Source organism: Prevotella sp. oral taxon 313 (assembly GCF_003043935.1).
In the GTDB taxonomy this organism is placed as follows: domain Bacteria; phylum Bacteroidota; class Bacteroidia; order Bacteroidales; family Bacteroidaceae; genus Prevotella; species Prevotella jejuni.
Map to the genome: position 1 here is coordinate 2,264,417 of NZ_PYXE01000001.1, position 26,399 is coordinate 2,290,815.

The following is a 26,399-nucleotide window of genomic DNA, read 5'->3' on the forward strand; positions in this document are numbered from 1 at the left end:
TTATTTGCCACACGAACTTCACTACTCTGACATTCAAACATCACAAAACAGTAGTGGACAAATAGCTTTAAAACGTAACAGTCAGACCCACAGAGAGTGCTGTTTTGCCTTGATAGACGCGCCCATGTTCCACATCATCGCCAAAAGTCTTGAAGAGATTCTGCCGCACCTGCCCATAAAGTCCGAATGTCTCACTAAAGTTATAGCGTACACCTGCCTGCAAACCAGCTGTTCGCAAGCCGACGGAAACACCACTATAAATATCCAGTACGGAGGGTAGTTTCAGTACTTCAGCCCAATGATAGTTACCCGTCAAGCTGAAATCATACCCCATAAAGGCTCTATCACGTCCCTCGTCATAGTCCTTCACGTTGACATAAGTTAGCTGTCCGCCTACTGAGACAAAGTCGCTAAGCGCATAATCGCTGCCCAACTCTATACCAGACCTTCCTCCAACATTGGCATAACCAGCATAAACCTTAATATCTCCTTCTCCGTCCCACGCCTGTGCCTGTGCGCTATGCGGAACACAAAGCAGACAACCAAGCAGTAAAAGCCATTGAAAGAGGCGGAATTTATCTACATTTCTCATCATCTTCATAGCTCAATTATTTTATAGTGTACTTTGTAACAGCAAACACTTTACGGCGTTCACCAGTCTTAGTATTCTTCACCACCTGCGTTCCATAGACAAGGAAGTTATCTCCATACCAGTACTGAGAGTTAGAATAACGCATCTTCTTAACATCTTCGTCTTCATTATCCGTTTCTATAATCTCTGATGTACGGTCTTGAATCACATTTCCATCCGCATTCCTAAAGAGCTTTGATACCAATCTGTTCTTATCAGTAAAGAGAAGATTCACATTGTTACCCTTCATACTTGCAGAAACAAAATGCTTCACATACATCGGCATGAGGCGTGGCTCCATAGGGAAACATTCATCCCAAAGCAGATTACCTGCAACATCAAACTTTGCAAGAACAGCGTGTGTATAGTTATAACCAGCGAAGGTTGTAATCATGGTATTACCAATCCAGGTTGTACGATAAACTGGATAGTAAGCCTCACCAAGATAGAAGTAATCCTTACCATCCGTCATAATACGATGAGAAGCCATCAGATACTTCAGCGAATACTCCTTACCAGCCTTCTCTGCCTTTTCCTTTCTGCGTTCAATCTTTGCTTGCTTACGGTCGCTCATATACTCCGTAAAGTTCTTCAACTTTAAGAAGTTATAGAACTTGATATTATTAAACTTATCGTCTTTCAGCTCTGAGAAGAAGATACCTTCAGCCCCACCTTTCTTCGATTTAGAGTAAGTTCCTGTGACAAAGAACCTATTTCCAGCCTTTGAAACTGATGCCGAGATGATTCGTTCGGCAATATCAGCAGTGAGATTGTTTGCTCCTAACTGATTGCCCTGCATATCTAAACGTAGCAGATAGACATCGGTCTCTACTCCTACCAACGCATAGATAGTATTGTCTATCACGGTATTTTCAAGCACAAAGATATTCTTATCCTTCACTTTTGGGAAGTGAATATCAGTAAATCGACAGTTACCCGTCTTCAAATCAATGATACCAATGCGGTCTAACTTCTTCTGTGTTGAACTGAAAACGACTGATCCATTTGCAATAACGAGATTTCTCATCGATCCTTTACGGGTATATTCACCATCCGTTGTGGTTATTTTATGTGTTGCAGGATTGAAAGCAACGATCATAAACGAACCATCCTTCTGGCGCAAAACAGTATAAAGCACACCACTCTCAACCACATCTGAATAGAAATACATACCCTTATCAATCAATATTGAATCGGTACTTATCAACTTCATTGCGGTTGAATAAAATTCTGTCTTGAAGTAACGCTTACCCTCCTTGCTGTCCTTAGCAAACGACTGAATGACCAGTCCCTTGTCATCCACAGGCAACACGACCTGATCTTCATAGTCAGCACGGTGAGGATACTCTATTCTTCCTGTCACCTGAGCAGTCATACTCATCACCTGAGAGCACAACGCAATAACACATAATAGCAGAGTTCTCATAATTACTTTATCGTTAATAGTTAATGATTAAGATTGTCTTTATATTTTAAAAAACTATCTAAAAGTTCGTTACACTATATAATTTTAGGTTCTCTTCATCCTCCTTTTAGAGTTTTAACTTACTGAACACAAAAGTACATTTTTTATTGGATAGTTACAAATAAATCAAAGAAACTTTCACTGCCTCCTATTATTTTCATCCAAATTAACCTAATCTATTGACCATAAAGAGGTTTTGAAAGATTATTGCATACAACTTATTCACTCCTTAAAAAAGTTTTTTAATAGATATACAAGGTTCTCCAGAGCCATGTAATAATGAAGGCTCTCTAATAATAGATACTTATTCAAAGTATACAAGAATAAGTTTTATTTTTGTTTGCTGTCACATTTAACACTTCGTGTAAGCCTACTGTAAACTAAACAGTTAGATGATGACTTTGAATGACAGCAGTGACAGCAACTTTTGTTTTAGATAAAAAGAAATCATATCGAATACAGACTCAGCGCATTGGCAGAGTTCTCTATTTCCATGAACATTTCAAGCTGTTTAGGGAGCAACGAAAGACAGAAATAATAAAGTAGAATGACCATGCCAAATGAGAAGTCGGATAACTCATCTATAAACACAACAGAGAGGCAGTACAAACGCTCTTCTCGCTGCTTTTATACGTCTTTCTCCCTATTCAGCATCATACACCTTTAACAGTTTCATGAGTTTCTTGAACTCGGAGGAGTATTTTACTCCGGTCTGTCCCCAGTCATATTGATATTGAACAGTCTTTCCCGGATAATAGAAATAAATGTAGAGTCCACCCAAATCACTGCAATAGTTGTTATCTTCTACAGCCACAATGTCCTTTGCAGTACCCTTGACGTATATATCGTCAATAAGATATTGCACTCTCCGACCATTGGCGTCACTAAAACGAACAGTTCTGACAGTGTCTTTACCATCGTCAGATGCAAATACAGATCGCGTACATTTCGTTACAGTTCCATCCTTATATAACATCCAATAATCCTCCGTAAGACGGCAACTAAAGCCGGGATCACGTTCAATAAGAACGGAGTCATACATCCCGAGTGCATCCTTTTCCTTGATACTACCTCGATTACCTTCTGTACAACTGACGACTGCGAAGGCAATTATTCCACATAACCATAATAACTTATTCATCCTTCTAAAAATTTAAAAAGTCAGACATTATCAATCTATCCTACTAACTATATCGAAATGTAAGACACCGTAAAACAGTGCGACTATCGGCCGTAACCTACCCTTCATATATCTTTCACAAAAGTAAGCATTAATATTCTTGTTTCCAAACATTGCTCAACAAAAACCTTTCTGACCCGTCTTTTCTCTATCTACCAACACGACTTCAGCCTTTCAATAAGCGTCGACTTAGATAGGACGTCGCCCTCATTATGAGCCTTTCTCCTCGTCTTCTACTGTGGTAAAAAACCATCTTTTCTTACTCTCCTACAAACGACTATCCCACTACCTCACTGCGCTTTCGAAATTATTTTCATGAAGAAAAATATTTATTTACGTGAGAAGAAATATTTTTCTTCATGAAAAAAATTATTTCTTCTCATGAAAAAAAATCGAGAGATCCAATGTTCAAGGTATAAAAAGGTAGAAGGCTGCCCTCGTTAGGACAGCCTTCTGTATCATATTTAAGATTTGCTTGCAGTCTAATTAGCCTATGACTGGAAGACAATATTAACTGTTGTCTTGCTCTTAACAGGCCTACCATTCTGCATAGCAGGGTTCCACTTAGGCATATTGTTAGTAAGACGAACGGCCTGTTCTTTGTAGTATTCAACGCAGTTGTCCAATACTCGCTTCTGTTTCTCAGCCTCCATCTTCATGAAATGCTTGCTTGTTCCCTTCACGTTCTTCACCTCCACGACACGAGCACCAGTGACTGTGCCATCCATCTCGACGTTGAAGACGACAGTCATCTCGGCATGCACCTTTGAACGGAACGACTGAATGCTACGCCGCTGACTCTGTGCAAAATAGTTATTAATAGCTTCCTGACCACCTTCAAAGGTTGGGAGCACTTCAGTCTTACTAACCTGTGGAGTCAGAGAAAGGGACTCTAACTTCGCTTTCAGCTTACTTATCTCAACCGTACCCATAACTATTTTACCCTCTGGGTCGATGAGATACATTGAAGGAATCCAATCTATCTTATACAACTTGTCGATAACTGTGTTCTTCCTAAACTTCTTCAGCTCGCTCACCTGTGTCCAGTGCATCTGATACTTACCCCAGTAAGTCTGCGCCCAGACCTCACGGTCGGTGTCAAAAGAGATACCAATAAACTGCACTCCATAATCACGGAACTGCTCGTAAAGGGCCTTCATTGCCGGAATATCACGTCGACAGTCTGGACACCAACTTGCCCAGAAATCCAATACCACGTAGCTACCACGATACTGGCTCAACATTATGTCCTTAGCATCGTATGTCTTCAACTTAAACTCAGGCGCACGTGTACCTGGCTTGAGCATATTCGTGGCATACTTAGCATCTAAATCCGTAGTCTGTTCGACGTTTGTTGTCTGCGCAAAAGCCATTGGTGCTGACATAAGAAACGCACTAACAATGGCTAAAAGAATTCTTTTCATATCTAATCTGATTCTGTTTTCTTTTTCTATCTACCAATAATAACAATGGACTTTACAGTTTTTAGTACTCCTCTCAGCTTTCAGTAGTGTTGCAAATATACGACCTTATTTTGAATAACGCAAGTACATTATTGTATTTTTTCTATGGTTAATGTCTGGTCACAATAGTCTACAACAGCCGGACGGTGGGTGATGAATATCACTGTCTTATCATGATTAGAGAGGATATTACCCAAGAGTTCACGCTCAGTATGCGGGTCTAAGGCCGATGTAGCCTCATCGAATATCATGATACTACGGTCGCGTAACAACGAGCGGGCTATGGCAATGCGTTGTGCCTGTCCTTCACTAAGTCCTCCTCCCTGCTCTGAACAGAGGGTGTCGAGGCCCAAGGGGAGGTGAAAGACAAAGTCGGCACAACTCTTCTTTAGTACTTCTATCATCTCTTCCTCCGTTGCATCGACCTTACCAAGGAGTAGGTTCTCACGGATAGTACCGCTAAGAAGCGTGTTACCCTGTGGGACATAGACGAAATTAGTACGCATTAATGGTGTCAACTCCTTGCTCTCTTTGTCATTGTAAATCTCCACAGAGCCTGTATTAGGCTTCAACAAAGCAAGAAGCATACGTACAAGAGTCGTCTTACCAGCCCCTGTCTCGCCAAGAATAGCCGTACAAGAGCCTGGATAGAAGTCGAAGTCAAGATTCTTTAATATCTCCCGCTCGCCATCATCATACCGATAACTGACCTGACGAAGACGGATGCCGCAAGGACCAACAACCTCTATCGGGTCTCCTTGTTGCTCTAATGGGTTCTCTTCAAGTTCCATGAGTCGCTCTGAGGCGGTGAACACTGAGACGAAAGCAGGAACCAGCTTCGTGAGCTGACGAGCAGGACTTTGGATTTTATTTACTAATTGTAAGAAGGCCGTCATACCGCCAAATGTCAACGAATGAGCCGACATTCGGAGGGCTGCCCACGTAAAAGCAACAAGATAACCAAAGGCAAAACCAAAGTTCAAAACGAGGTTTGAGAAGACAGAAAACTTTGTTCTTCGCACTACCTTACGGCGCAACTCGTGTTGAGTTCCCTCTAACTTACCAACGATAATATCGTCACTTTCAAGTGTCTTGATGAGCATTCGGTGTTGAATAGTTTCTTGTAAGACACTCTGAACCTTGGAGTCTGAGTCGCGAACCTCACGTGTCAAACGTCGCATCTGGCGTACATAGACCTTACTAATAAGGACAAACAGCGGTATCATAACGACGATGATGATAGCAAGACGCCAATCCATCGACATCAGATAGAAGAAGGCTCCGAGGAACATCGCCAATGTTGAGATTGAATTAGGGATAGTCTCTGTGAGGAAACTCACCACGTTAGCAACGTCTATCTCCAGTCGGTTGAGCACGTCACCACTGTGATGACGCTCCTTTCCATGCCACTCAGAGCGTAGAATACGGTCGAGCATGCGTTGTTGCATACGGTTCTGCGCTTTGATTCCTAATAGGTTTCTCACCCATACAGAGGCTATATTCAATGCGAAATCACATAGTATTAAAGCCCCCATAATGCTCACTGCCACATAGATGCTGCCTTCTCTGGCATGAGATGCCACGTCAATGGCATGCTGAACAGCCCATACAGTAGCCAAGGAGACGCCTACGCTGAGAATACCTATCACTGCATTCAATACAGCCTGCTTACGATTACCACGCCAGGCGTTCCACAACCAGCGGAATATCTGCTTACTTGTGTAATGCGTTTCAGGGATTTGAAAGAGTTTCTTTATCTTGTTTAGCATTATTGTTTCTTATCTTTATTTTTTTTGATAGCCATGAGTAACTAGCCTTACTAGCCTCTCTAGGATAACTAGGGAAACTAGGACAGCTATGAAAACCAGCCTAACTAAAAAGCCTATCACCGCCTTTTCTCACTAACAACCAGCCTTCCTAAAGCTGACGAGTATCCGCTCCCCACATCAACTTCTCGCGTAGTGTCGAGAAGAAACGCTGCCCATAGACCTTCACAATACGCACCTTATGGGGCGCTTTCCTTATCTTCAGCGTCACACCCTCGCTGAGTTTCTCTGACCGACCGTCCACAGCTGCGAGGAAGTTGTGGCTTCGACTCTTTACTTCCAACTTTATCTCAGCCTCATCACTGATAACTATCGGACGAATATTCAGACTATGTGGGGCAACAGGAGTCATACTTAAAATGCCTGATTGAGGTACGATAATCGGACCACCAACCGACAATGAGTAAGCTGTTGAGCCTGTCGGCGTACTGATAACGAGTCCGTCAGCTAAATAAGTTACTAAGTATTCGCCATTAACACTTGCCTTAATCGATATCATCGCAGCATTATCACGTTTCAAAATCGCAATATCATTCAAGGCAAAAGGGCAGTTCTCAAGGGCCTTTCCGTCTGCTTCAAGTTGGATAACAGCACGCTCCTCGATCTCATATCTTCCTTCAAAGACATTATCAAGTACGTCTTTAATTTCTTCTGGAGCAACATTTGCGAGGAAACCTAACCGTCCCATATTCACGCCTATGATAGGTATTTGCTTGGGACCAACCTTACTTGCTGCCTTCAGAAAAGTACCATCGCCACCTAAGGAGATGACAAAATCGACATCAAAGTTTACCCCCTCGAATACACCCGCTATAGAAATTGACTTCTTAAGCTCCTTTTGTAGGCTATTATAAAAGTTCTGTTCAATATATACATCAGCCTCATGCGCCCACAGATAACCTAAGATTTCAGTTATCTGATGCGAGTCAAAAGCCTTGGAAGCATTGCCGAAGACAGCAAAACTAAGTTTCCTTTCTGCCATAAAACGGTATCTTTTTTAATTCTTTTAGTCTTACAAGCCACACAATACCATGATTATTTAGTATATTTGCAGACACTATTCATTTGCAAAAGTAAAGATTTTAATTGGATTTATTACTTAAAAACAAAATAATTATGGCTAAGGTATATGAGTTTCTGGCTAATGGTTTCGAAGAAGTAGAGGCTTTAGCGCCTGTTGACATCCTACGTCGTGGGGGCATAGAGGTTAAGATGGTTAGCGTGACTGGCAGCAATCTCGTTGAATCTTCACATGGTGTCGTCGTTAAGGCCGACCTCCTTTTCGAGAACATAACCGACTTCTCGGATGCAGACTTGCTGATGTTACCTGGCGGTATGCCTGGTTCAAAGAACTTAAATGAGCACGAAGGCGTGCGCAATGCCCTTAAAGCGCAGTTTGAGAAGGGTAAACGCGTTGCTGCTATCTGTGCTGCTCCATTGGTATTGGCATCTGTTGGCTTGCTAAAAGGTAAGAAGGCAACCATCTATCCAGGTATGGAAAGCTACTTAGGTGAGGATGCTGAGTACACAGGAGCACTTGTTCAGGAGGACGGAAATGTAACAACTGGCGCAGGTCCTGCCGCTTCCTTCCCTTACGGATATAAACTTCTAAGCTATTTCCTACCTGCTGAGAAGGTGGAAGAGATAAAGAAGGGTATGATTTACGACCGTCTTCTTAATTCATAAACCATATTTTATAGCGTAGAACAGTGGCTCATATTACGTCAAAATATGCCATCATTGTCGCTGGCGGAAAGGGCTTGCGCATGGGGGCAGACATCCCTAAACAGTTTCTTCCTGTGGGTGGGAAGCCTGTCCTCATGCACACCATTAGCCGCTTCCATGCCTACGACAAGGACTTAAAGGTTATCCTCGTCCTACCGAAAACACAACAAGCTTACTGGCAGGAGTTGTGCGAACAGTATCATTTCGACGAGGACTATCAGTTGGCCGATGGTGGTGCAAGTCGCTTTCAGTCGTGTAAGAACGGCATATCAATGATTCCTACCGATGCTGTAGGCCTTGTTGCCATCCACGACGGAGTGCGTCCTTTCGTCTCCTGTGATACCATCTCACGCTGCTTCGATACTGCAGAGACAGCCAAAGCGGTTATCCCAGTGCTACCCGTTACGGACACCTTGCGTTTTATCGGTGACTCTCAAAGTGGAAGAAACGTACTGCGTAGCGACTACAAAGCCGTACAGACGCCACAGGTCTTTGACATTCAGCTTATCAAACAGGCATACGAACAAGACGAAAGTGCCGATTTCACCGATGATGCGAGCGTTGTTGAACGACTCGGACAAGTGGTGACAATGGTGGAAGGCAATCGTGAGAACATTAAAATAACTACTCCGTTCGATTTGAAAGTGGCTGAGGTTCTTTTAGAGCTGTAGGCGTTATACTATGTTCATAACCTCGGATAAAAATTGAAGAGTGGCTACTAACGGACGAAAAAGACAAGTGGGTGGAGGCGTAAGAAGGATGTTTTATCCTGATAAACAGCATTATAAAAGGACAAAGAACATAGGAATAAGAAGTGTGAAAGGTCCTATCACCGAATTATCTTCATGAAAAAAAGAAATTATTTTCATGAAAAAAAATATTTCTTGTCGTGAAAAAAAATATTTCTTGTCATGAAAATAATTCGCAGTAAGCAAAGGACTATATAAAAACTAGGACTGAACAACGGTTTTATTCACTCATCTCGCTACCCAAAGAGAAGACTTTATCCCCCCACAGAGAGGCCGATTAACAAGTTTACCCATTGTTGGTTGCTATAGAAAAAACAAACATCAAGAATCCTAAACACGGATTCTAATACCCCAATTCAGAGTAAAACGAATGGATATACTATCGCAAGACATAATGTATTTACCCGGTGTAGGACCGCACCGAAAGGAGATTCTGGGCAAAGAACTTGGTATTCATACCTATAGAGATTTGTTGGAATACTTCCCATACAAATATGTTGACCGTACAAAACTTTATCTTATATCAGAGCTTTCACAGGATATGCCATTCGTACAAATCAAAGGGAAGATCCTTAGTTACGAAGAGGTTGAGATGGGGAAACGCAAGAAACGAATCGTTGCACACGTCACCGATGGCCATGGAGTAGTTGATATTGTGTGGTTTAACGGTACGAAATATATCTATCAAAACTATCAAATAAACAAAGAGTACATCATCTTTGGGAAGCCTAACTACTTCAATGGTAGGTTCCAATTCACGCACCCTGACATCGATGATGCGGGTCAGCTGCAACTCAACGACATGGGTTTACAGCCTTTCTACATCACAACAGAGAGGATGAAGAAGGCCGGTATCACCTCACGTGCAGTAGAGAGAATGACGAAGATGCTTATCAGTAAGCTCACAGAACCATTAGATGAGACACTCCCACCCTTCATCACTTCGCATCTACATCTTATCTCTCGGGATGCTGCCATGCGCAAGATTCATTACCCAAAGTCGGTTGATGACACCCAGCGTGCCCGTGTTCGCTTGAAGTTCGAAGAGCTTTTCTACGTACAACTGAATATCCTCCGTTATGCCAGCGACCATCGACGCAAGTACCGAGGCTATATCTTCAATCGCATTGGAGCACAGTTTAATTGGTTCTACACCCATAACCTGCCCTTTGAACTTACTGGTGCACAGAAGAGAGTGATGCATGAAATACGCGCAGACATGGCAAGTGGGCGACAGATGAACCGTCTGTTGCAAGGTGATGTAGGCTCTGGAAAGACGCTCGTTGCCCTGATGTCTATGCTGATAGCCATTGACAACGGTTATCAGGCATGTATGATGGCCCCTACGGAGATACTGGCAGAGCAACACCTACAGACTATCAAGGAGTTTCTTAAAGGTATGAACCTCCGCATAGAACTGCTGACAGGTATCGTGAAGGGTAAGAAGCGGAAGGAAGTATTGGATGGTCTCTTGGACGGATCAATAAATATTATCGTAGGAACACACGCTATCATTGAGGATAAAGTGCAATTCCACCACCTTGGAATGGCTGTCGTTGACGAACAGCACCGCTTTGGAGTGGAGCAACGAGCTAAGCTATGGAGCAAGAGCGAGAACCCTCCTCACGTGTTAGTCATGACTGCCACGCCTATACCCCGTACCCTTGCAATGACCATCTATGGCGACCTTGACGTCTCTATCATCGACGAGTTGCCACCTGGACGTAAACCTATACAAACGATCCACAAGTATGATGACCAGATGGCAAGCCTTTATAGCGGTATAAGACAGCAGATACAGTTAGGTCGACAAGTCTATATTGTCTATCCACTCATCAAAGAAAGCGAGCGAATGGACCTCAAGAACCTTGAAGATGGGTTTGAGTTTATGCGCAACGTCTTCCCTGAGTTCGAGCTAAGTAAGATTCATGGAAAGATGAAAGACAAGGAGAAAGAGATGGAGATGCAGAAGTTTGTCAGTGGACAAACGCAGATTCTCGTTGCTACAACAGTGATAGAAGTAGGTGTAAACGTGCCCAATGCAAGTGTTATGGTTATCCTTGATGCCCAGCGTTTCGGCCTGTCTCAGCTCCATCAGTTGCGTGGCCGCGTTGGTCGTGGGGCCGACCAAAGCTATTGCATACTTGTCACAAACCACAAGCTCACCAAGGAGACACGAAAACGCATTGATATTATGTGTGATACAAATGATGGGTTTGAGATAGCAGAGGCCGACCTCAAGCTACGTGGACCAGGTGATTTGGAGGGTACACAACAAAGTGGTATCGCCTTCGACCTCAAGATTGCCGACATAGCTCGTGATGGTCAGATTGTGCAAATGGCAAGAGAAGAAGCGCAGAAGATTATTGATGACGACCCAACCTGCCAAAAGATAGAGTATAACCTACTATGGGAGAGGCTCAAAGCGTTAAGAAAGTCTAATATTAATTGGGCCGCTATTTCATAGAAAATAACACCCCCGAATAGGCCTCAAATGCCCTGTTTCAGCGACTTGACATAAATCATGTGCAGGCAAAAATACGTAGTATTCCTTTGTTAAACAGGCTAAAAAAATGGGCAAACTGCAATTTATTCTATATTTTTTCGTTATCTTTGCGAAGTCTTTCGGTAAAAAGCTACCTTCTTATTAAGGTCGTTCAATGACTTTACCGATAGAAAGGGATATGAAAATCTGTCCCGTGCCGCAAGGCATCCGAGTATAGAAATAAAATAACTTGATTATGACTTTTAAGAAAATAGTTAGGACTTTCGCACTAACAACACTCTTAACTTTGACAGCAAACTCAGCAAACGCCCAAGACCTACTTGCCCGTCAGGCACCTATCGACCGCCGTGCAAAAGCATTAGACACAATGGTCATCAACCGTCTTCGCGAAGCTGAAGAGATTGAAGAACCATCATCAGAACTCTACAACGATTGGAATAACAACTATGCACATCGTGGAGGTAATCTCCCAGATGTCTATAAGATAGACTTACGTGGCTTCCACATGCCTACTCCAAGTCGTGTTATTACAAGTAATTTCGGCCGCCGCTGGGGTCGTCGCCACCAAGGATTAGATATCAAGGTATATATCGGTGATACTATTCGTGCAGCCTTTTCTGGTAAGGTTCGTGTAGTGAAATACGATGCTAACGGATATGGTAAGTATGTTGTTATACGCCATAATAATGGTCTTGAAACTATCTATGGTCACCTCTCTAAGCAAATCGTATCTCCTAACCAGACTGTTCGTGCAGGCCAACCTATCGGCTTAGGTGGTAATACGGGTCGTTCAACAGGTTCTCACCTACACTTTGAGACACGCTTGGCAGGTGTTGCCTTAAATCCAGCACTCTTCTTTGACTTTGCTAATCAGGACGTAACAGGCGACTACTACGTATTCCATCGCAATACAGTGGCACAAGAGTCAGAACGTGCAACGGCTGCTCGTGGTACATCATCAAGCCTTGGCTATTCTCGTGAGAACATTCAGGGTAAAGGCTACCAAAGCCATAGTACACGCCAAGAGAGGACTTACAACACGGATTTCTCTAATTATACACCACGTACAGAGCCTACATCTGATAACGGAAAGATATTCTATCACAAGGTTCTCAACGGTGAAACGTTAGAGACAATAGCCAAACAACATGGTATCAGTATCGAACAGTTGTGTCGTCAGAACCGCTTAGGCAGATTTACAAGAGTCTCGGAAGGACAACTACTATCGATTACGAAGTAAACGCTCCACACCTTATACAAACAGCTCCGATGGACATTGTCTATCGGAGCTGTTGCTGTTTATATATCTTACTTACCGTTAACGCAAAAAAAGAGGTAAGCAAACATTCATCTCTTATAAGCTCAGTAAGAAGCTACCTACCGAACACTTGGTTCATTACATTAGCTGGTGGACGTTGGTTCTCAAGCTCGTTTTTCATAAAGTCCATGTAAGGTGCTACATGCTCAAAGAACTGATAATACCCTTTACAGAGGTAGTTAAGGCCCGTGTTGCCGTACTTATCGCGTATAAAACGGTTCTTAGGGCACTCTCCATGACATGCAAACTGATACTTACACTCCCTACACTGTTGCGGAAGTAACCTATACTTCATCTTTGAGAACTCCTTTTGTCGGTCGCTGTTCATCATCTCATAGATGGTTTTAGACGCCAAGTTCCCAAGTTTATGTTCTGGGTAAACGAAATGATCGCACGAGTAGACGTCACCATTATACTCCATTACACCAGCATGACCACACTCTTTTGCCATCGTACAGATACCTGGTGCGACCCCAACCCAATTAGCCAGAGTGGCATCAAAGAGCTGTATGTAATATTCGCCAACATCATGATGTACCCACTCATCGAAGATGGTACAGAGGAAAGACCCCCATTGTTCGGCCGTTACAGAGAAGTCTGTTAACTCGCCTCCTTCCTGCATTCCAGGGGCTAAGGTCAGCCCATCCGTACGCTTAACAATACGCTCAACGATAGGTGTAAACTGTATATAACGACAACCAATATCCTTGAAAAAGTGATAGAAATCCAACGGATAGTCTGCATTAAAGTCATTGACTACAGCAAGCGCATTCCATTCTACACCGTACTTATTTAATAAGTCGATACCTTTCATCACTTGTCTAAAGGACGGTTTGCCCGTTGCTGTACGCCTATACTCGTCATGGAACTCTTGTGGACCATCTATTGACACCCCGACAAGGAAGTTGTTTTCCTTGAAGAAGCGGCACCACTCGTCGTTTAAGAGTATGCCATTCGTCTGAATACTATTGTCTATCTGACGCCCACGAGCGTAATATCGTTGCAGTTCTAAGGCTCGACGATAGAAAGAGATAGGCCGCATAAGGGTCTCACCACCATGCCATGTGAAGAGAACTTGTGGTGTTGTCTGTGCCTCGATGTATTCTTTAATGAATTTCTCAAGCAATGCATCGGTTATCACATGGTTCTTATTATCTTCGTATAGCTTACTCTTCTCCAAGTAATAACAGTACTTACACCGCAGGTTACAAAGCGAACCAGCAGGCTTAAGCATGATATACATGGGATGACTAAAGGGTACTATGGTATTCATAATAATCTTGTTTCGGACAACAAAGGTAGCTAATTATTTACTAATGACAAAACTTTACAGATTACTTATAAGGCTCTTTTTCAATCTATTCGAGCCTAAACTCTTTTCTAATAACAACTGATTTCGAGCCAATCCTACCATAGATAACAGTCGAGAGAAGGCTCTACTCTACCTGTCCGGAGCGTCCGGACAAAGTGTCCGAGGCCTCCGGACAACTTGTCCGAAGCGTCCGGACAAAGTGTACAAAGCATCCGGACGACTTGTCCGAAACCTCCAGACAACTGCTAAGAAGGGTAAAGAAGAATTGTAAAGGACGTTTTTATGGGTCGAGAACACCATGATTAACATGCGCAAAGGGCTATTAATCATACCGTATAGATATAAAAAAAACGTGTTACAAGACTATCCATAATATATGATTTTAGCCTTGGAACACGTTTTATAAAGTATGAGATGACAACTACTTGGTCGTTGTTGAGTCTGGCTTAAAGGAGTCTGAGATGTCTTTACCAAGCTTCTTAAAGAACTTCTTACTGCCATTGCCTATCCTACGAGTTACTTCTCCTACTGACTTAGCTTCCCGTTTAAAGACCTTACCCACGCCACGTGAGAGTGTCTTAAAGCCCTCTTTCACCTCTGTTTCACCAGCTTCATTGTTATTAGACTGCGGTGCATAGTTATCGTTCTTACTATTCACTTTACCCTCATTTGCCGTCTTAGGCTTCGAAGCGGTAGCCGTAGTAGCTGGCTTACTACTATGATTAGCCTGCTTATTAGCAGCCTGCTTCGCTGCTCTCACCATCCTTGGAGAGGCTCCAGCGATACCACTATACTCTGTCTGAGCCGTCGCCGAGAGGCATAAAAACAACAGAGCAACTAACATCTTAATCCTAATTCTTTCCATAATCGTAAGTTTTAGTCGTTGAGAGAGACGCTCAAAGTCCTTCTTCGGCCTATCCTCTCAATAAATACAATCTGTATATAAAACGAAGGAACAGCATGGAAATTGTAGCCCTTAACAATCAATAGGACGTATTAAGGGCCTTTAAGCCACCCTGTTTATCCTACTTTATGACACTTCGCACTACAAACCAAGCATGTAGGAAAAGTGTCTGTATCAAGCCATAGTGCTTACACATCACATGAAAACGCTCTCGAAGCGACTCTTTATGATGAAGAGTTGTCTGCCCTTCCTGCACATAATCGGCCACAACAGCATGTATATTGCGCAAGAGGAGATGCTGACGTTCGCCCTCCTTCATGACCCGGATGCACCAATCAACGTCTGCTGAATAACGATAACTGGTATCAAAGAGTAACGAGCGAGCTATATCCAAACGAGCATAAAACGCCTGATGGCAAACCAACATACCATAACGGAACGAACGCCACGTAAGCCGTTCGGACGGACTAAGCCTACGATGACAAAGGAAATTACCCTTCTCATCAATGATGTCAGTATCACCATAAAGGACAGCAGGATGCTCCTCTCCATCACCAACAACCGCAGCAAGTACCACTTTGTCTAATGTGTCAGCCTTTGGGAAACGGTCGCCAGCATTCAGAAAGACAATATAATCGCCTGTTGCCTGCTGTAGTCCCTTGTTCATAGCGTCGTAGAGTCCATCGTCAGGTTCGCTTTGTATGCGTACTATATGCTCATTCTCAGCCTCATCAGAACGCTGCTGATAAGCCTTAGCAATGGCGACAGTGTCGTCTGTTGACGCCCCATCAATGATGATATGTTCCACATGTGGATAGTTCTGCATGAGCACGCTGTCAAGTGTCGGTGCCAGAACAGAGGCCGCATTATAGGTTATTGTGACTATAGAAAATGTGATCATAATCGGAAATTCTTATAGGCAAGCGCCTCATTATATACTTCAAGATATCGCATAGCTACACTTCTCTGCGAATAACAACGCAGTACTTTCCCTACCGAAGCCTCTGAAAGGGCTGCATAATCAGCCTCGTCAAGTATCCAACGGATACCCCTTGCGAGGTCGTCTGCACTGCGTTCTGCAGCGACATAACCATTCACACGATGGTCTATCATCTCTGGTATGCCTCCAACCTTAAACCCTATCGAAGGTACACCACATGCCATTGCCTCCATAATAGTATTTGGGAGGTTCTCTGACAAGGATGGTAAGACAAACACATCACAGGCATTATAGACATCAACTATCTGTTGGGTGTCATTGACATAACCCAACTCACAGACCTCGAAGTCGAACTCTTCTCTTAAATCCTCTGCATGTCCTCCGAGTATAGCCACGGCAGTGTTGTCCACCATCTCTGAGTATTTCGTAGCCAATTGATGGCATGCTTCGACAAGATAAGAGATACCCTTATTCACATTCGTTACTCGTTGTGAAGCGAAAAGGATTATCTTTTTATTCAAAGGGAGCCCTGTCTTGATACGAGCTTGCTTGCTGTCGGCAGGATGGAAAACGTGTGTATCAATGGGATTAGGGATAGAACGTACCTGTTGACCAGCGAGGATTGCACTTTTGCGGGCCTCTTTCTCAAGCCACTTGCTACATGTAACAAACATGACGTTACGCCCTTCAAGCATCCTCTTCTTACGTTCTAAGACCCGATGAGATAGGTCGTTTGTAGATCCACCATTGGGTAACAAGCGGCAATTACCACATGCTGACTGATAGCGCAGACAGTTTAATGTAATATGACAAATGCCTGTTGCGGGCCAAATATCATGCATCGTCCACACGACAGGCTTCCCACTATCAAGAATCTTACGGATACCTTTCAGCGAGAGCATGCCCTGATTAATCCAAGACAAGTGTATGATATCAGCCTCCTTGAACTCACGCAGCTTCGTAATGTCCGTTCCTGTGTTTGCTAAGTCTATCTCAAAGAGATGGTTCTGAGAGAAGTTAAGGTTCCAATATACGCAGAAACGCTCCCATAACAAGTTCCATTGGTTACGCCATTCATGCCCAAGACTGACCACAGTGATGTCATCTGTCAGTTTATCTCGTACTAACATCTTTGCCTTAACTCCGTTGTTATTCAGAGCATCTTTGAGTCGGTTGGCTGCAACAGCAGCCCCACCCGTTTTCTCACTGGTATTTACAATCAGAATTCTCATTAACTTTTCCTTTGCAGCAAAGTTACAAGAAAACCAAGAAAGAGCCAAGAAAAGTAGCTAAATATTGATTGTTTGCGCACACAAAGAGTTGACTTGAATCAAGAAAAGGTCGTTTTTAATATAAAAGACCATCGAACAGTTGCACAAGAGACGAAAACCTTCTACCTTTGCATCGTCAAAAGGTTAATAGATTGTTTAGGTTAGTAGTAATAGATTTAGGTTTTTAGTTATTTTATTAAGGTAAAAGTTTAACGATTAATCTGGATGACAAAGGCAACCGTGAGGTTCCCTTTCATTGAGAAAAGATTTCTTAGTTAAACATACTGATAGCGCCGAAGCTCGTTGAGAGTATCGGCGTTTTTTTGTATAGTTACATCTTATTATACTGCTTTGAGAAGCTACCTTTCACCCTTGACCATTGTTATAAGGCCGTTAGGCACTGGACTTTACCAACTTAGCTTGCGTCTGTCAGTACAGAGCTTATGCCTTAGAGACTTTAAAAGATAAGTATTCAAAGGTCTAAGCTCTACCCTTTAAGCACCAAGAACAAAAAAGAGAAGAGCCGACACTCGCAATGAGTATCGGCTCTTCTACGTTAGTATGTTATGAAAAATTTGAGAGAATTGAGACTTCTCAGCCTCGAGTTGTTTTACTTAAAATGATTATTTATATAGAGAAAGCATAGAAATTGTCTACTTTGTAATCGTTGACACAGGGGTCTGTATCTTGTGTTGAAGGGTGTCACTCAGCACTGAGTCGGCCTTAGCAACTGATGGTCCTTCCTGCGGTTTATCGATAGACGCACCACTTGTCTTTACCTGATGAGCATCCTCATCAGACACAGCAACCTGCATGGCATTGCCTAACGTGAGGAAGATAGCTACCACAGCAGCAGCCTTGAAGAGTGGCATAAGCCGATGACGCATGGTTATCACGCGTGCTCTTACTGGTTCGTCCTCCCGTATTTGTCCAAGGACTCTTTGGTCAAAGTCATCGCCCAAGACCTCTATCTCCTTCTCGCTCTGCTCATAAACGAACAGGTCACGATAAGGTAGCAGCGTCGCTGGGATGTCCTCCTGTGAGAAGAACATACGCAAGATTTCCTCCTCTTGGAGCGAAGTCTCACATTTCCAGTAGCGTTCTAATAGTTGTTCGATGTACTTATAATCCATAATTATCTAATTTCAAATACCTTTGTTTGACCGTCTGGCGTGCTCTGAAGATGTTAATCTTTACTTGTTCTTCAGTGATCTCGAGTATTTCAGCAATCTCTTTGTACGTCTTTCCTTCAAAATCTCTTAGCTGTATGCAGCTTCGTTGCTTCTCTGGAAGGCCGTCAACAATCTGCTTTACAAGATTAATCTTGTCCTCTGCGATCATACGGTCTTGTGGATTAGATGAGGAAAGAGGCTCCGCTACCTTCACATCTTCTAAGGAATCATTCGTATTCTCCTTCTTCTTGATGCGGTCGAGCGACAGATTCCGACATACAGTGAGACTGAATGCTTCGATGGACTCGATGTTCTCCCACTCAAATCGGCGGTTCCAAACCTTTATCAGTGTGTCCTGAACGATGTCCTCAGCCTCAGCTCTGTTGAGCGTGATACGGAGTGCAAGTCGAAAAAGCTCGTTCTTCAACGGCAACACATCGTTACGGAAACTGACTTTCTTCATCTTCTCTCTGCTTAAATGACGTTTAACTATGGGGGAAAGTTACATGCTTGGGGGCAAAAATGCCATTATTTAACTTTCATTAAGATGTTAACTATTATCATTACGCTGCTTTATACAGCTATTGAACTTGATTTTTACTCTGTAAGAAGTTCCTCAACTCTGAATTATCTTCACGAGGAAAAATATTTTTTTTCACGATAAAAAATATTTTTCTTCATGATAATAAATATTTTTTTCATGAAAAGAAATTCGCAAGGGGAGGCTTTCTATTTCAATAGAAGGAGTTTTACTATATAATAGAACTACTTAATGACTCATAAAAACAACCTCTTTTATAATCTCTCTATCCGTGACTTGGGGATGTATTAGGCGTATTCTCAACCGCTTCTCATGTGACCTTAATCCGCTGGACAGACCTTACACCCCGTCAAAGAAATTCCCCTTCTCTATCAACAGACTACTATTGACACAGAAGGGGAATAAGTTTCTACTCCAAATAGGTGTAGCCGTAGAGTCCACTGCGATAGTTACTCAAGAACTCTTTTCCCTCTTCAAGTGATATCTTACCTTGCTTTACGCTCTTTGTCACCCATATTTCAAGTTGACGAACGAGCTTCTTAGGATTGTACTGAACATACTCCAATACCTCTTCAACCGTCTCTCCATCGAAGATCTGATCGATATGATAGCTGCCATCCTTTACTGAAACATGCACTGCATTGGTATCTCCAAAGAGATTATGCATGTCGCCCAATATCTCTTGATAGGCTCCAACGAGGAAGACACCGAGGTAATAAGGCTCGTTCTTCTTTAAGGGATGGATAGGAAGAACATGACTGCTACGGCCCATAGCGACGAAGTTTGAAATCTTACCATCGCTATCGCAGGTGATATCCTGTAAGGTTGCATTACGCGAAGGACGCTCATTCAGTCGTTGGATAGGCATTACAGGGAAGAGTTGGTCAATCGCCCAGCTATCTGGTAGAGACTGGAAGAGCGAGAAATTACAGAAGTATTTGTCGGCAAGAAGCTTATCCATATTACGCAACTCGTCTGGTACATGCTTCATATTCTTTGCCAAATTGTTGATTTCATGGCATACGCTCCAATACATCGCTTCAATCTCTGCACGCGTCTTGAGGTCGACCAAGCCGTGAGAGAACAGCTCTAACGCCTCCTCACGTATCTGTTCGGCATCGTGCCAGTCCTCTAACATGTTACGAGAATCAAGGTTATCCCATATATCATAGAGGTCTTTCACCAACTGATGGTCGGTATCCTTGGCCTCAAAATCTTCTGACATCTCTGGTAGAGAAGCCGTCTCAAGGACGTCAATCACGAGGACAGAGTGATGAGCAGAAAGACTTCTACCACTCTCAGTGATAATATTTGGATGTGGAATATTGTTCTTATTGGCTGCATCCACAAAGGTGTAGACACAGTCGTTGACGTACTCTTGAATACTATAGTTGACAGAGCTCTCACTACTTGCAGAACGAGTACCATCGTAGTCGACGCCTAAACCACCACCACAATCGACGAAGTCAACGTTATACCCCATCTTTCTAAGATTCACATAATACTGTGCTGCCTCATTGAGGGCCGTCTGAATACGACGAATCTTCGTTATTTGCGAACCGATATGGAAGTGGATAAGATGCAAACAATCGTGCAACCCCTTACTATCAAGCGTCTCTAACGCCTGCAGAAGTTCAGAGGAAGTAAGGCCGAACTTAGATGCGTCGCCACCACTATCAGCCCATTTACCAGAGCCACTGGACGCCAGTTTGATACGAATACCAAGGTTTGGCTTAACATTCAACTTCTTTGCTGCACGTGCGATAAGCTCTATCTCGTTCAGTTTCTCCACTACAATAAAGATACGCTTACCCATCTTTTGGGCCAACAAGGCCAATTCGATATAGCTCTGGTCCTTATATCCATTGCAGACAATAAGCGAGTCACTCTGGCACTGTACGGCTATCACCGCATGTAACTCAGGCTTAGAACCAGCTTCCAAACCCAAGTTAAACTTACGTCCGTGGGAGATAATCTCCTCAACCACAGGTTGCATCTGGTTGACCTTGATAGGATAGATGATGAAGTTCTCGCCTTTGAAGTCGTATTCCTTCCTTGCCTTCTCAAAACAAGAGGATGTTTTCTCGATACGATTATCGAGGATGTCGGGGAAACGAAGCAACACTGGAGGTGTCACATCACGCAGGGCAAGCTCGTCCATAACGTCACGTAAGTCAATTTGTGTATTGTCCTTACAAGGCGTTACGTACACATCACCTGCGTTGTTAATACCAAAGTAAGATGTACCCCACCCTGAGATGTTATACAACTCTTGAGAATCTTCAATCGTCCACTTTTTCATTTCTATTCTTCTGTCCCTATATGTAATCTTGATTTAATCAATTGCTTGTCTTGAAAAACTTACGTTTTATTAATGAGTATCAGCCATCCTACTACTGATTATCAGCCTTTTCCAACTTTAGAAGCTTACAAAGCTGACTAACCGAGACGTGTATCTTATCGTAACTATCCATCAGACTCACGTCAAGGATATGCTTTGCTTTTGTGTAGAAAACCTCCCGCTCGGCCAGATGCTCAGCTATAAACTGGTTGACTTCATCCTCCGTTTTATTGAGCAGAAGCGGTCGGACAGACTTTCCCATCAGCAGGTGCTTATGAAGAACATCTGTCTCCGCCCTCAAATAGACAGTTTCGCCCTGTTCGTTCATATATTCCATATTATCAAAGAAACAAGGAGTTCCACCGCCACAAGAGATGATGACATTCTCAAACTCGGCCACTTCGTGGAGCATAGTCCGCTCAATAAGACGAAAGCCATCCTCGCCCTTCTCATCAAAGAGCTGCTTTACCGTCTTGCGCATACGGTTAGAGATATACCAATCTAAGTCGTAGAAAGGTATATTCAATTCCTTTGATAAAGCCCTACCGACGGTTGTCTTCCCAGCTCCCATATATCCTATTAGGATAATGCGGAGTGGCTTGTAATCCTTTGTATGTGCTGTCATACTCACGTTTTATCTATTATCCACCTTATAGTTAACGATGATTAAGCCACAAGGTGGACACCCTCCTTCTTCTAATTGGTGAGCATAAAGCCCTTTACTTCTTACGTTTAGGCTCCGGTGCATTCCTTACGATGTCCATACACTGGTCGTATGTAAGTTCTGCTGCCTTATCATGAAGCGCCTTAGGCATACGGTAGTTCTTACCATCATACGCAATATAAGGACCATAGCGACCATTCATCACCTCCATCTTAGCATCTTCCTCGAAAGTCTTTAAGTGACGTTGTGCATCCTGCAGACGTTTCTTTTGGATAAGGTTGATAGCGGCATCGAGGCTAATCGTGAGTGGGTCTTCCTCCTTAGGAAGCGAGGTGTACTTCTTATCATGCAGTACGTATGGTCCAAAACGACCAGCACCAATCACGACATCTGTCCCTTCAAACTGACCAAGGTTACGTGGTAACTTAAACAACTCCAAAGCCTCATCAAGTGTAATCGTCTCCATACTCTTATCAGAAGGGAGTTGAGAGAAACGTGGTTTGTCATCATCATCGGCACTACCTATCTGTACCACAGGGCCAAATCGACCAATCTTAACAAACACAGGCTTGCCTGACTTAGGGTCAACACCCAGTTCTCTTTCACCAGCCTTATGCTCAGAGCGGGCATTCATAACCTTCTCCACCTCTGGCTCAAAGCCTTGATAGAAGGTCTTCATCTCCTTATTCCACTCTGCTTTCCCCTCTGCTATCTTATCGAATTCCTGCTCTACTTTAGCCGTAAAGTTATAGTCCATGATCTCAGGGAAATTCTCCATAAGGAAGTCATTGACCACAATACCGATGTCGGTTGGGATTAACTTACCCTTATCAGCACCTGCCATCTCCTTCTTAGTCTTGGACGTTATTTTCAAGCCCAACAATGAGTCAACAGCATACTTACGTTCTTCACCCTTGCGATCGCCCTTCTGCACATATTCACGTTGCTGTATGGTTGAGATGGTTGGAGCGTATGTAGATGGGCGCCCGATACCGAGCTCTTCCAGTTTACGTACAAGGCTTGCTTCAGTATAACGGTTAGGTCCTTGAGAGTAACGCTCTGTTGAGGTTATCTCACGACGCTCTAATGCTTCGCCTTCATGCATCACAGGGAGTGCATGAGAGTAGTCCTCGCTATTCTCTTCATCGTCAGTTGACTCATGATATACCTTTAAGAAACCCTCAAAAGCAACTACCTCTCCATTGGCAACGAACTGCAAGTCAGTGGTACTCTGGCCTTCTTCTGATTCGAGCGAAATGTTGACAGTAGTCTTCTCTATCTGTGCATCAGCCATCTGAGAGGCAATGGTACGCTTCCAGATAAGGTCATACAAGCGCTTTTCCTGACTGGTTCCATCAATCGAAACATTATCGATATAAGTAGGACGAATAGCCTCGTGCGCTTCTTGAGCACCTTTGCTATGTGTCTGATATTTCCTTACTTTACCATAGTCTGCGCCATAGAGACGTTCAATCTCTTCTTTACAGGTGTTAATAGCCAGTGCTGAGAGATTCACACTATCGGTACGCATATAAGTGATACGACCTGCCTCATAGAGTCGTTGGGCTACCATCATCGTCTGACTAACAGTGAAACCGAGCTTTCTTGCAGCTTCCTGTTGTAGTGTAGAGGTAGTAAAAGGAGGAGCAGGAGTACGTTTCAAAGGCTTCTTCGCAATCGATGATACCTTAAAAGTCGATGTCTTACACAACTCAAGGAACGCTAAAGCCTCATCATGAGACTTGAATCTTTTATTCAATTCGGCCTTCACTTCATGCTTTGAGCCGTCCTCACCCTCAACAGCAAAGACCGCATTTAGACGGTAGTAAGGCTCCGAATTAAAGTTCTGTATCTCACGCTCGCGTTCAACTATCAGTCTTACAGCAACACTCTGAACACGTCCTGCACTCAAGGCAGGCTTAACCTTGCGCCATAACACAGGTGAAAGGCGGAAACCAACAAGGCGATCAAGCACACGGCGGGCCTGTTGTGCGTTCACAAGATTCATATCCAAACGACGCGGAGTTTCGATAGCCTTTAATATAGCAGGCTTGGTAATCTCATGAAAAACAATACGATTTGTCTTATCCTCATCCAATCCCAATACTTCGCAAAGGTGCCAACTGATAGCCTCTCCCTCGCGGTCTTCATCGGAAGCTAACCAAATCTTCTCAGCAGCTTTAGCACTCTTCTTCAGTTCACTGACCACTTTCTTCTTCTCATCAGGGATTTCGTAGTCAGGAGTTAACGTGTCGAGATCAATGCTAAGTTCCTTTTTCTTTAAGTCACGGATATGTCCATAAGACGACATCACCTTATAGTCCTTACCGAGAAACTTCTCTATGGTCTTAGCTTTGGCCGGACTCTCTACTATTACCAAGTTTTCTTGCATAATCAATCTTGTACATTTTTTCAAGGACGCAAAAGTACTTAAACTTTTTGCTTACACCTTATATAATAGGCAAAATTTCTACTTTTTTAAGTTTTCGAGCTCTCTTTGCAGGAAATCATGTAGTGCTTGTCGGATAGAACGGAGCCCAAACTGCTCAGTATGAACCTCTGACAAAGGCGTCCAGATAGCCTCTTCCACATCATCAGCAGCCTTAAGAGCCGTCTCGTCCACCACCTTACAGATAAAGAAGGCATCGAGTGTTGGGATATCAAAGTCGCTGTATCGATACTTATTCGGTAGTGAACAGAAGTAGTGTTTTTCCTTAATATCAAGGTTGGTCTCCTCCTTCACCTCACGTATCAATGCTTCGCCAATAGTTTCACCAATATCGCAGAAACCACCAGGAAGGTCTAAGGTGCCACGACCCGGCTCATATTTCCTACGTGTTACAAGCAGTTCACCTTCCTTATTGAGGATAAACGCAGCAACAGCAGAGCTTGGATTTAAGAAATACTCAAAGCCACAACTCTCGCAACGTTTGCTTTTTTCATTCTGTACCACAAAGTGTTTACTTCCACAAACAGGGCAATATCGAAACTTATCTAATACGTGCATCTTGAGATTGTATATTATTCTTATGTACTGAGGTTACTCTTTCAACAACGAGCCAAAAAGGATTTGTTAACAGTAATACGAAATCTTTAAAATTCGTTTACGCCTATCACCTTTTATCATTTCTGCTTGCAAATATACTAAAAACTCTAAACATGTACTATTGAAATCGTATCTTTTTGTTAACTTTGCATCTATACGTACAAAATCACACGCTTTATTCCTCTTCCAACTCACTGTAACGTGCTGTTTGCTGTAACTCATCTACCGTGCAGAACAGCATAGAAAGGGAGAGAATAAACGAACAAAACAAATAAACAGAGTATAGTAATGAATTTAAGAAAACTTTTTCTCGTAATTGGGTTGACTACTGCTACGATGACAATGTCTGCTCAGAGCGTCTTTGACGTTAAACTCTATAATGGTAGGCCACCCTACAATAACGGTGACGAAAGCGACTCTGCCAAGGTACGTGTGTTCCTTCCAGCTGAGAAACAGGCTACTGGCCGTGCTATCGTCATCTGTCCTGGTGGTGCTTACGAGACCCTTTCCATGGAGAAAGAAGGCTACGATTGGGGCGAGTTCTTCCAAAACCAGGGTATTGCAGCCGTCGTATTGAAGTATCGTATGCCCCATGGTCAGCCAGAGGTACCGGTTTCTGATGCCGAACAAGCTATGAAGCTTGTACGCTTGAATGCAACAAGTTGGAAGATTAACCGTAACGACGTTGGTATCATGGGCTTCTCTGCAGGAGGCCACCTTGCGGCAACCATTGCTACAAGGAGTCAAGGTGAGGCTAAGCCAAACTTTCAGATTCTCTTCTATCCAGTTATCTCAATGATGGAAGGTTACGGACATGACAGAAGTCGTATGAACTTCCTTGGTAAGAACCCAAGCAAGCGTGACGAGAAAAAATACAGTGCTGACTTGAACGTAAGTCGTGTTACTCCACGCGCTTTCATCGCCCTCAGCGATGACGATGACACTGTTCCACCAGCTAATGGAGTAAATTATTACACCGAGTTATACCGCAATGACGTTCGTGGTTCACTCCATGTTTATCCTGGTGGTGGTCATGGTTGGGGCAGCAAGATAGGTTTCCGCTATCATGAGGAGATGATGATGGACTTGAAGGCATGGTTAAAGAGCTTCTAAGCAGGTTCTAATCTTCCCCTTCAGTGGACTGAACCTTATTTGATTTTGTGGTATCTGAACAGATTACCTACGCTATAACAAAGGGATACACAGCCTGTGTATCCCTTTTTCTTTCCCTATCTTTTCCTACAGAATAGGATAGATGCTCGGATATACTAATATCTGTCACGCATATTATAAAATCCCAACACGATGGTTATCGTTGGCAGACTTCTTTTGTAAAGTCCCTTAC

General features: G+C 43.2%; 21 protein-coding genes. 5 read left to right on the top strand and 16 right to left on the bottom strand.

Annotation, left to right across the window (positions count from 1 at the left end):
- Positions 1–67: 67 nt before the first annotated feature.
- The 6 genes from AXF23_RS08920 to AXF23_RS08945 all read right to left on the bottom strand — a co-directional run bounded on the left by AXF23_RS08920 (position 68) and on the right by AXF23_RS08945 (position 7,547).
- Positions 68–595: a DUF6646 family protein gene (locus AXF23_RS08920; protein ID WP_089365372.1), complete on the bottom strand. Its 528-nt coding sequence runs from the start codon at positions 593–595 to the stop codon at positions 68–70.
- A gap of 13 nt (positions 596–608) precedes the next feature.
- Entirely contained in the window at positions 609–2,057 is a 1,449-nt protein-coding gene (locus AXF23_RS08925) for a hypothetical protein (RefSeq protein ID WP_107625050.1), read from the bottom strand.
- A 682-nt stretch (positions 2,058–2,739) separates the two neighbouring features.
- Positions 2,740–3,237, bottom strand: coding sequence for a hypothetical protein (locus tag AXF23_RS08930; protein WP_107625051.1), 498 nt, complete (start codon positions 3,235–3,237; stop codon positions 2,740–2,742).
- A 530-nt stretch (positions 3,238–3,767) separates the two neighbouring features.
- A complete protein-coding gene (locus tag AXF23_RS08935) occupies positions 3,768–4,700 on the bottom strand; it encodes a redoxin domain-containing protein (protein WP_107625052.1) in 933 nt (310 codons plus the stop codon).
- A 128-nt stretch (positions 4,701–4,828) separates the two neighbouring features.
- Entirely contained in the window at positions 4,829–6,508 is a 1,680-nt protein-coding gene (locus AXF23_RS08940; protein WP_009010957.1) for an ABC transporter ATP-binding protein, read from the bottom strand.
- A 148-nt stretch (positions 6,509–6,656) separates the two neighbouring features.
- Positions 6,657–7,547 (bottom strand): NAD kinase, encoded by an 891-nt coding sequence (locus tag AXF23_RS08945; RefSeq protein WP_107625053.1) that lies wholly within the window; start codon positions 7,545–7,547, stop codon positions 6,657–6,659.
- Positions 7,548–7,681: 134 nt separating this feature from the next.
- Here AXF23_RS08945 and AXF23_RS08950 point away from each other — a divergent pair, with 134 nt between their 5' ends.
- From AXF23_RS08950 to AXF23_RS08965, 4 genes are all read left to right on the top strand, one after another.
- A complete protein-coding gene (locus AXF23_RS08950) occupies positions 7,682–8,251 on the top strand; it encodes a DJ-1 family glyoxalase III (RefSeq protein WP_107625054.1) in 570 nt (189 codons plus the stop codon).
- A 23-nt stretch (positions 8,252–8,274) separates the two neighbouring features.
- Positions 8,275–8,961: a 2-C-methyl-D-erythritol 4-phosphate cytidylyltransferase gene (locus AXF23_RS08955; protein ID WP_107625055.1), complete on the top strand. Its 687-nt coding sequence runs from the start codon at positions 8,275–8,277 to the stop codon at positions 8,959–8,961.
- 448 nt (positions 8,962–9,409) lie between these two features.
- Entirely contained in the window at positions 9,410–11,506 is a 2,097-nt protein-coding gene (recG, locus tag AXF23_RS08960) for an ATP-dependent DNA helicase RecG (RefSeq protein ID WP_107625056.1), read from the top strand.
- Positions 11,507–11,780: 274 nt separating this feature from the next.
- A complete protein-coding gene (locus AXF23_RS08965; protein ID WP_107625057.1) occupies positions 11,781–12,785 on the top strand; it encodes a M23 family metallopeptidase in 1,005 nt (334 codons plus the stop codon).
- 133 nt (positions 12,786–12,918) lie between these two features.
- Here the strand turns inward: AXF23_RS08965 and AXF23_RS08970 are convergent, their stop codons facing one another.
- The 10 genes from AXF23_RS08970 to AXF23_RS09015 form a co-directional block, all read right to left on the bottom strand.
- Positions 12,919–14,136: an anaerobic sulfatase-maturation protein gene (locus AXF23_RS08970; RefSeq protein WP_107625058.1), complete on the bottom strand. Its 1,218-nt coding sequence runs from the start codon at positions 14,134–14,136 to the stop codon at positions 12,919–12,921.
- Positions 14,137–14,596: 460 nt separating this feature from the next.
- On the bottom strand, positions 14,597–15,040 hold the full coding sequence (locus AXF23_RS08975; protein WP_199222174.1) for a hypothetical protein: 444 nt from the start codon (positions 15,038–15,040) through the stop codon (positions 14,597–14,599).
- Positions 15,041–15,200: 160 nt separating this feature from the next.
- Complete coding sequence (locus tag AXF23_RS08980; RefSeq protein ID WP_089365289.1) at positions 15,201–15,980, bottom strand: glycosyltransferase family 2 protein; 780 nt, start codon at positions 15,978–15,980, stop codon at positions 15,201–15,203.
- On the bottom strand, positions 15,977–17,251 hold the full coding sequence (locus AXF23_RS08985) for a glycosyltransferase family 4 protein (protein ID WP_107625847.1): 1,275 nt from the start codon (positions 17,249–17,251) through the stop codon (positions 15,977–15,979). Before AXF23_RS08985 ends, AXF23_RS08980 begins: the two co-directional genes overlap by 4 nt.
- 692 nt (positions 17,252–17,943) lie before the next feature.
- Positions 17,944–18,423, bottom strand: a complete 480-nt coding sequence (locus tag AXF23_RS08990) for a pyruvate ferredoxin oxidoreductase (RefSeq protein ID WP_107625060.1) — start codon at positions 18,421–18,423, stop codon at positions 17,944–17,946.
- Positions 18,413–18,925 carry an RNA polymerase sigma factor gene (locus tag AXF23_RS08995; protein ID WP_089365291.1) on the bottom strand — a complete coding sequence of 171 codons (513 nt, stop codon included), beginning with the start codon at positions 18,923–18,925 and terminating at the stop codon, positions 18,413–18,415. The genes AXF23_RS08990 and AXF23_RS08995 overlap by 11 nt, the downstream gene beginning before the upstream one ends.
- A gap of 487 nt (positions 18,926–19,412) precedes the next feature.
- Positions 19,413–21,305 carry a biosynthetic arginine decarboxylase gene (gene speA, locus AXF23_RS09000; protein ID WP_107625061.1) on the bottom strand — a complete coding sequence of 631 codons (1,893 nt, stop codon included), beginning with the start codon at positions 21,303–21,305 and terminating at the stop codon, positions 19,413–19,415.
- 91 nt (positions 21,306–21,396) lie between these two features.
- Positions 21,397–21,969: a shikimate kinase gene (locus AXF23_RS09005; protein ID WP_107625062.1), complete on the bottom strand. Its 573-nt coding sequence runs from the start codon at positions 21,967–21,969 to the stop codon at positions 21,397–21,399.
- Positions 21,970–22,063: 94 nt separating this feature from the next.
- Positions 22,064–24,400, bottom strand: coding sequence for a type I DNA topoisomerase (gene topA / locus AXF23_RS09010; protein ID WP_107625063.1), 2,337 nt, complete (start codon positions 24,398–24,400; stop codon positions 22,064–22,066).
- Positions 24,401–24,478: 78 nt separating this feature from the next.
- Positions 24,479–25,015 carry an NUDIX domain-containing protein gene (locus AXF23_RS09015; RefSeq protein WP_107625064.1) on the bottom strand — a complete coding sequence of 179 codons (537 nt, stop codon included), beginning with the start codon at positions 25,013–25,015 and terminating at the stop codon, positions 24,479–24,481.
- Between the two features lie 327 nt (positions 25,016–25,342).
- Here AXF23_RS09015 and AXF23_RS09020 point away from each other — a divergent pair, with 327 nt between their 5' ends.
- A complete protein-coding gene (locus AXF23_RS09020; protein ID WP_107625065.1) occupies positions 25,343–26,167 on the top strand; it encodes an alpha/beta hydrolase in 825 nt (274 codons plus the stop codon).
- Positions 26,168–26,399 lie beyond the last annotated feature (232 nt).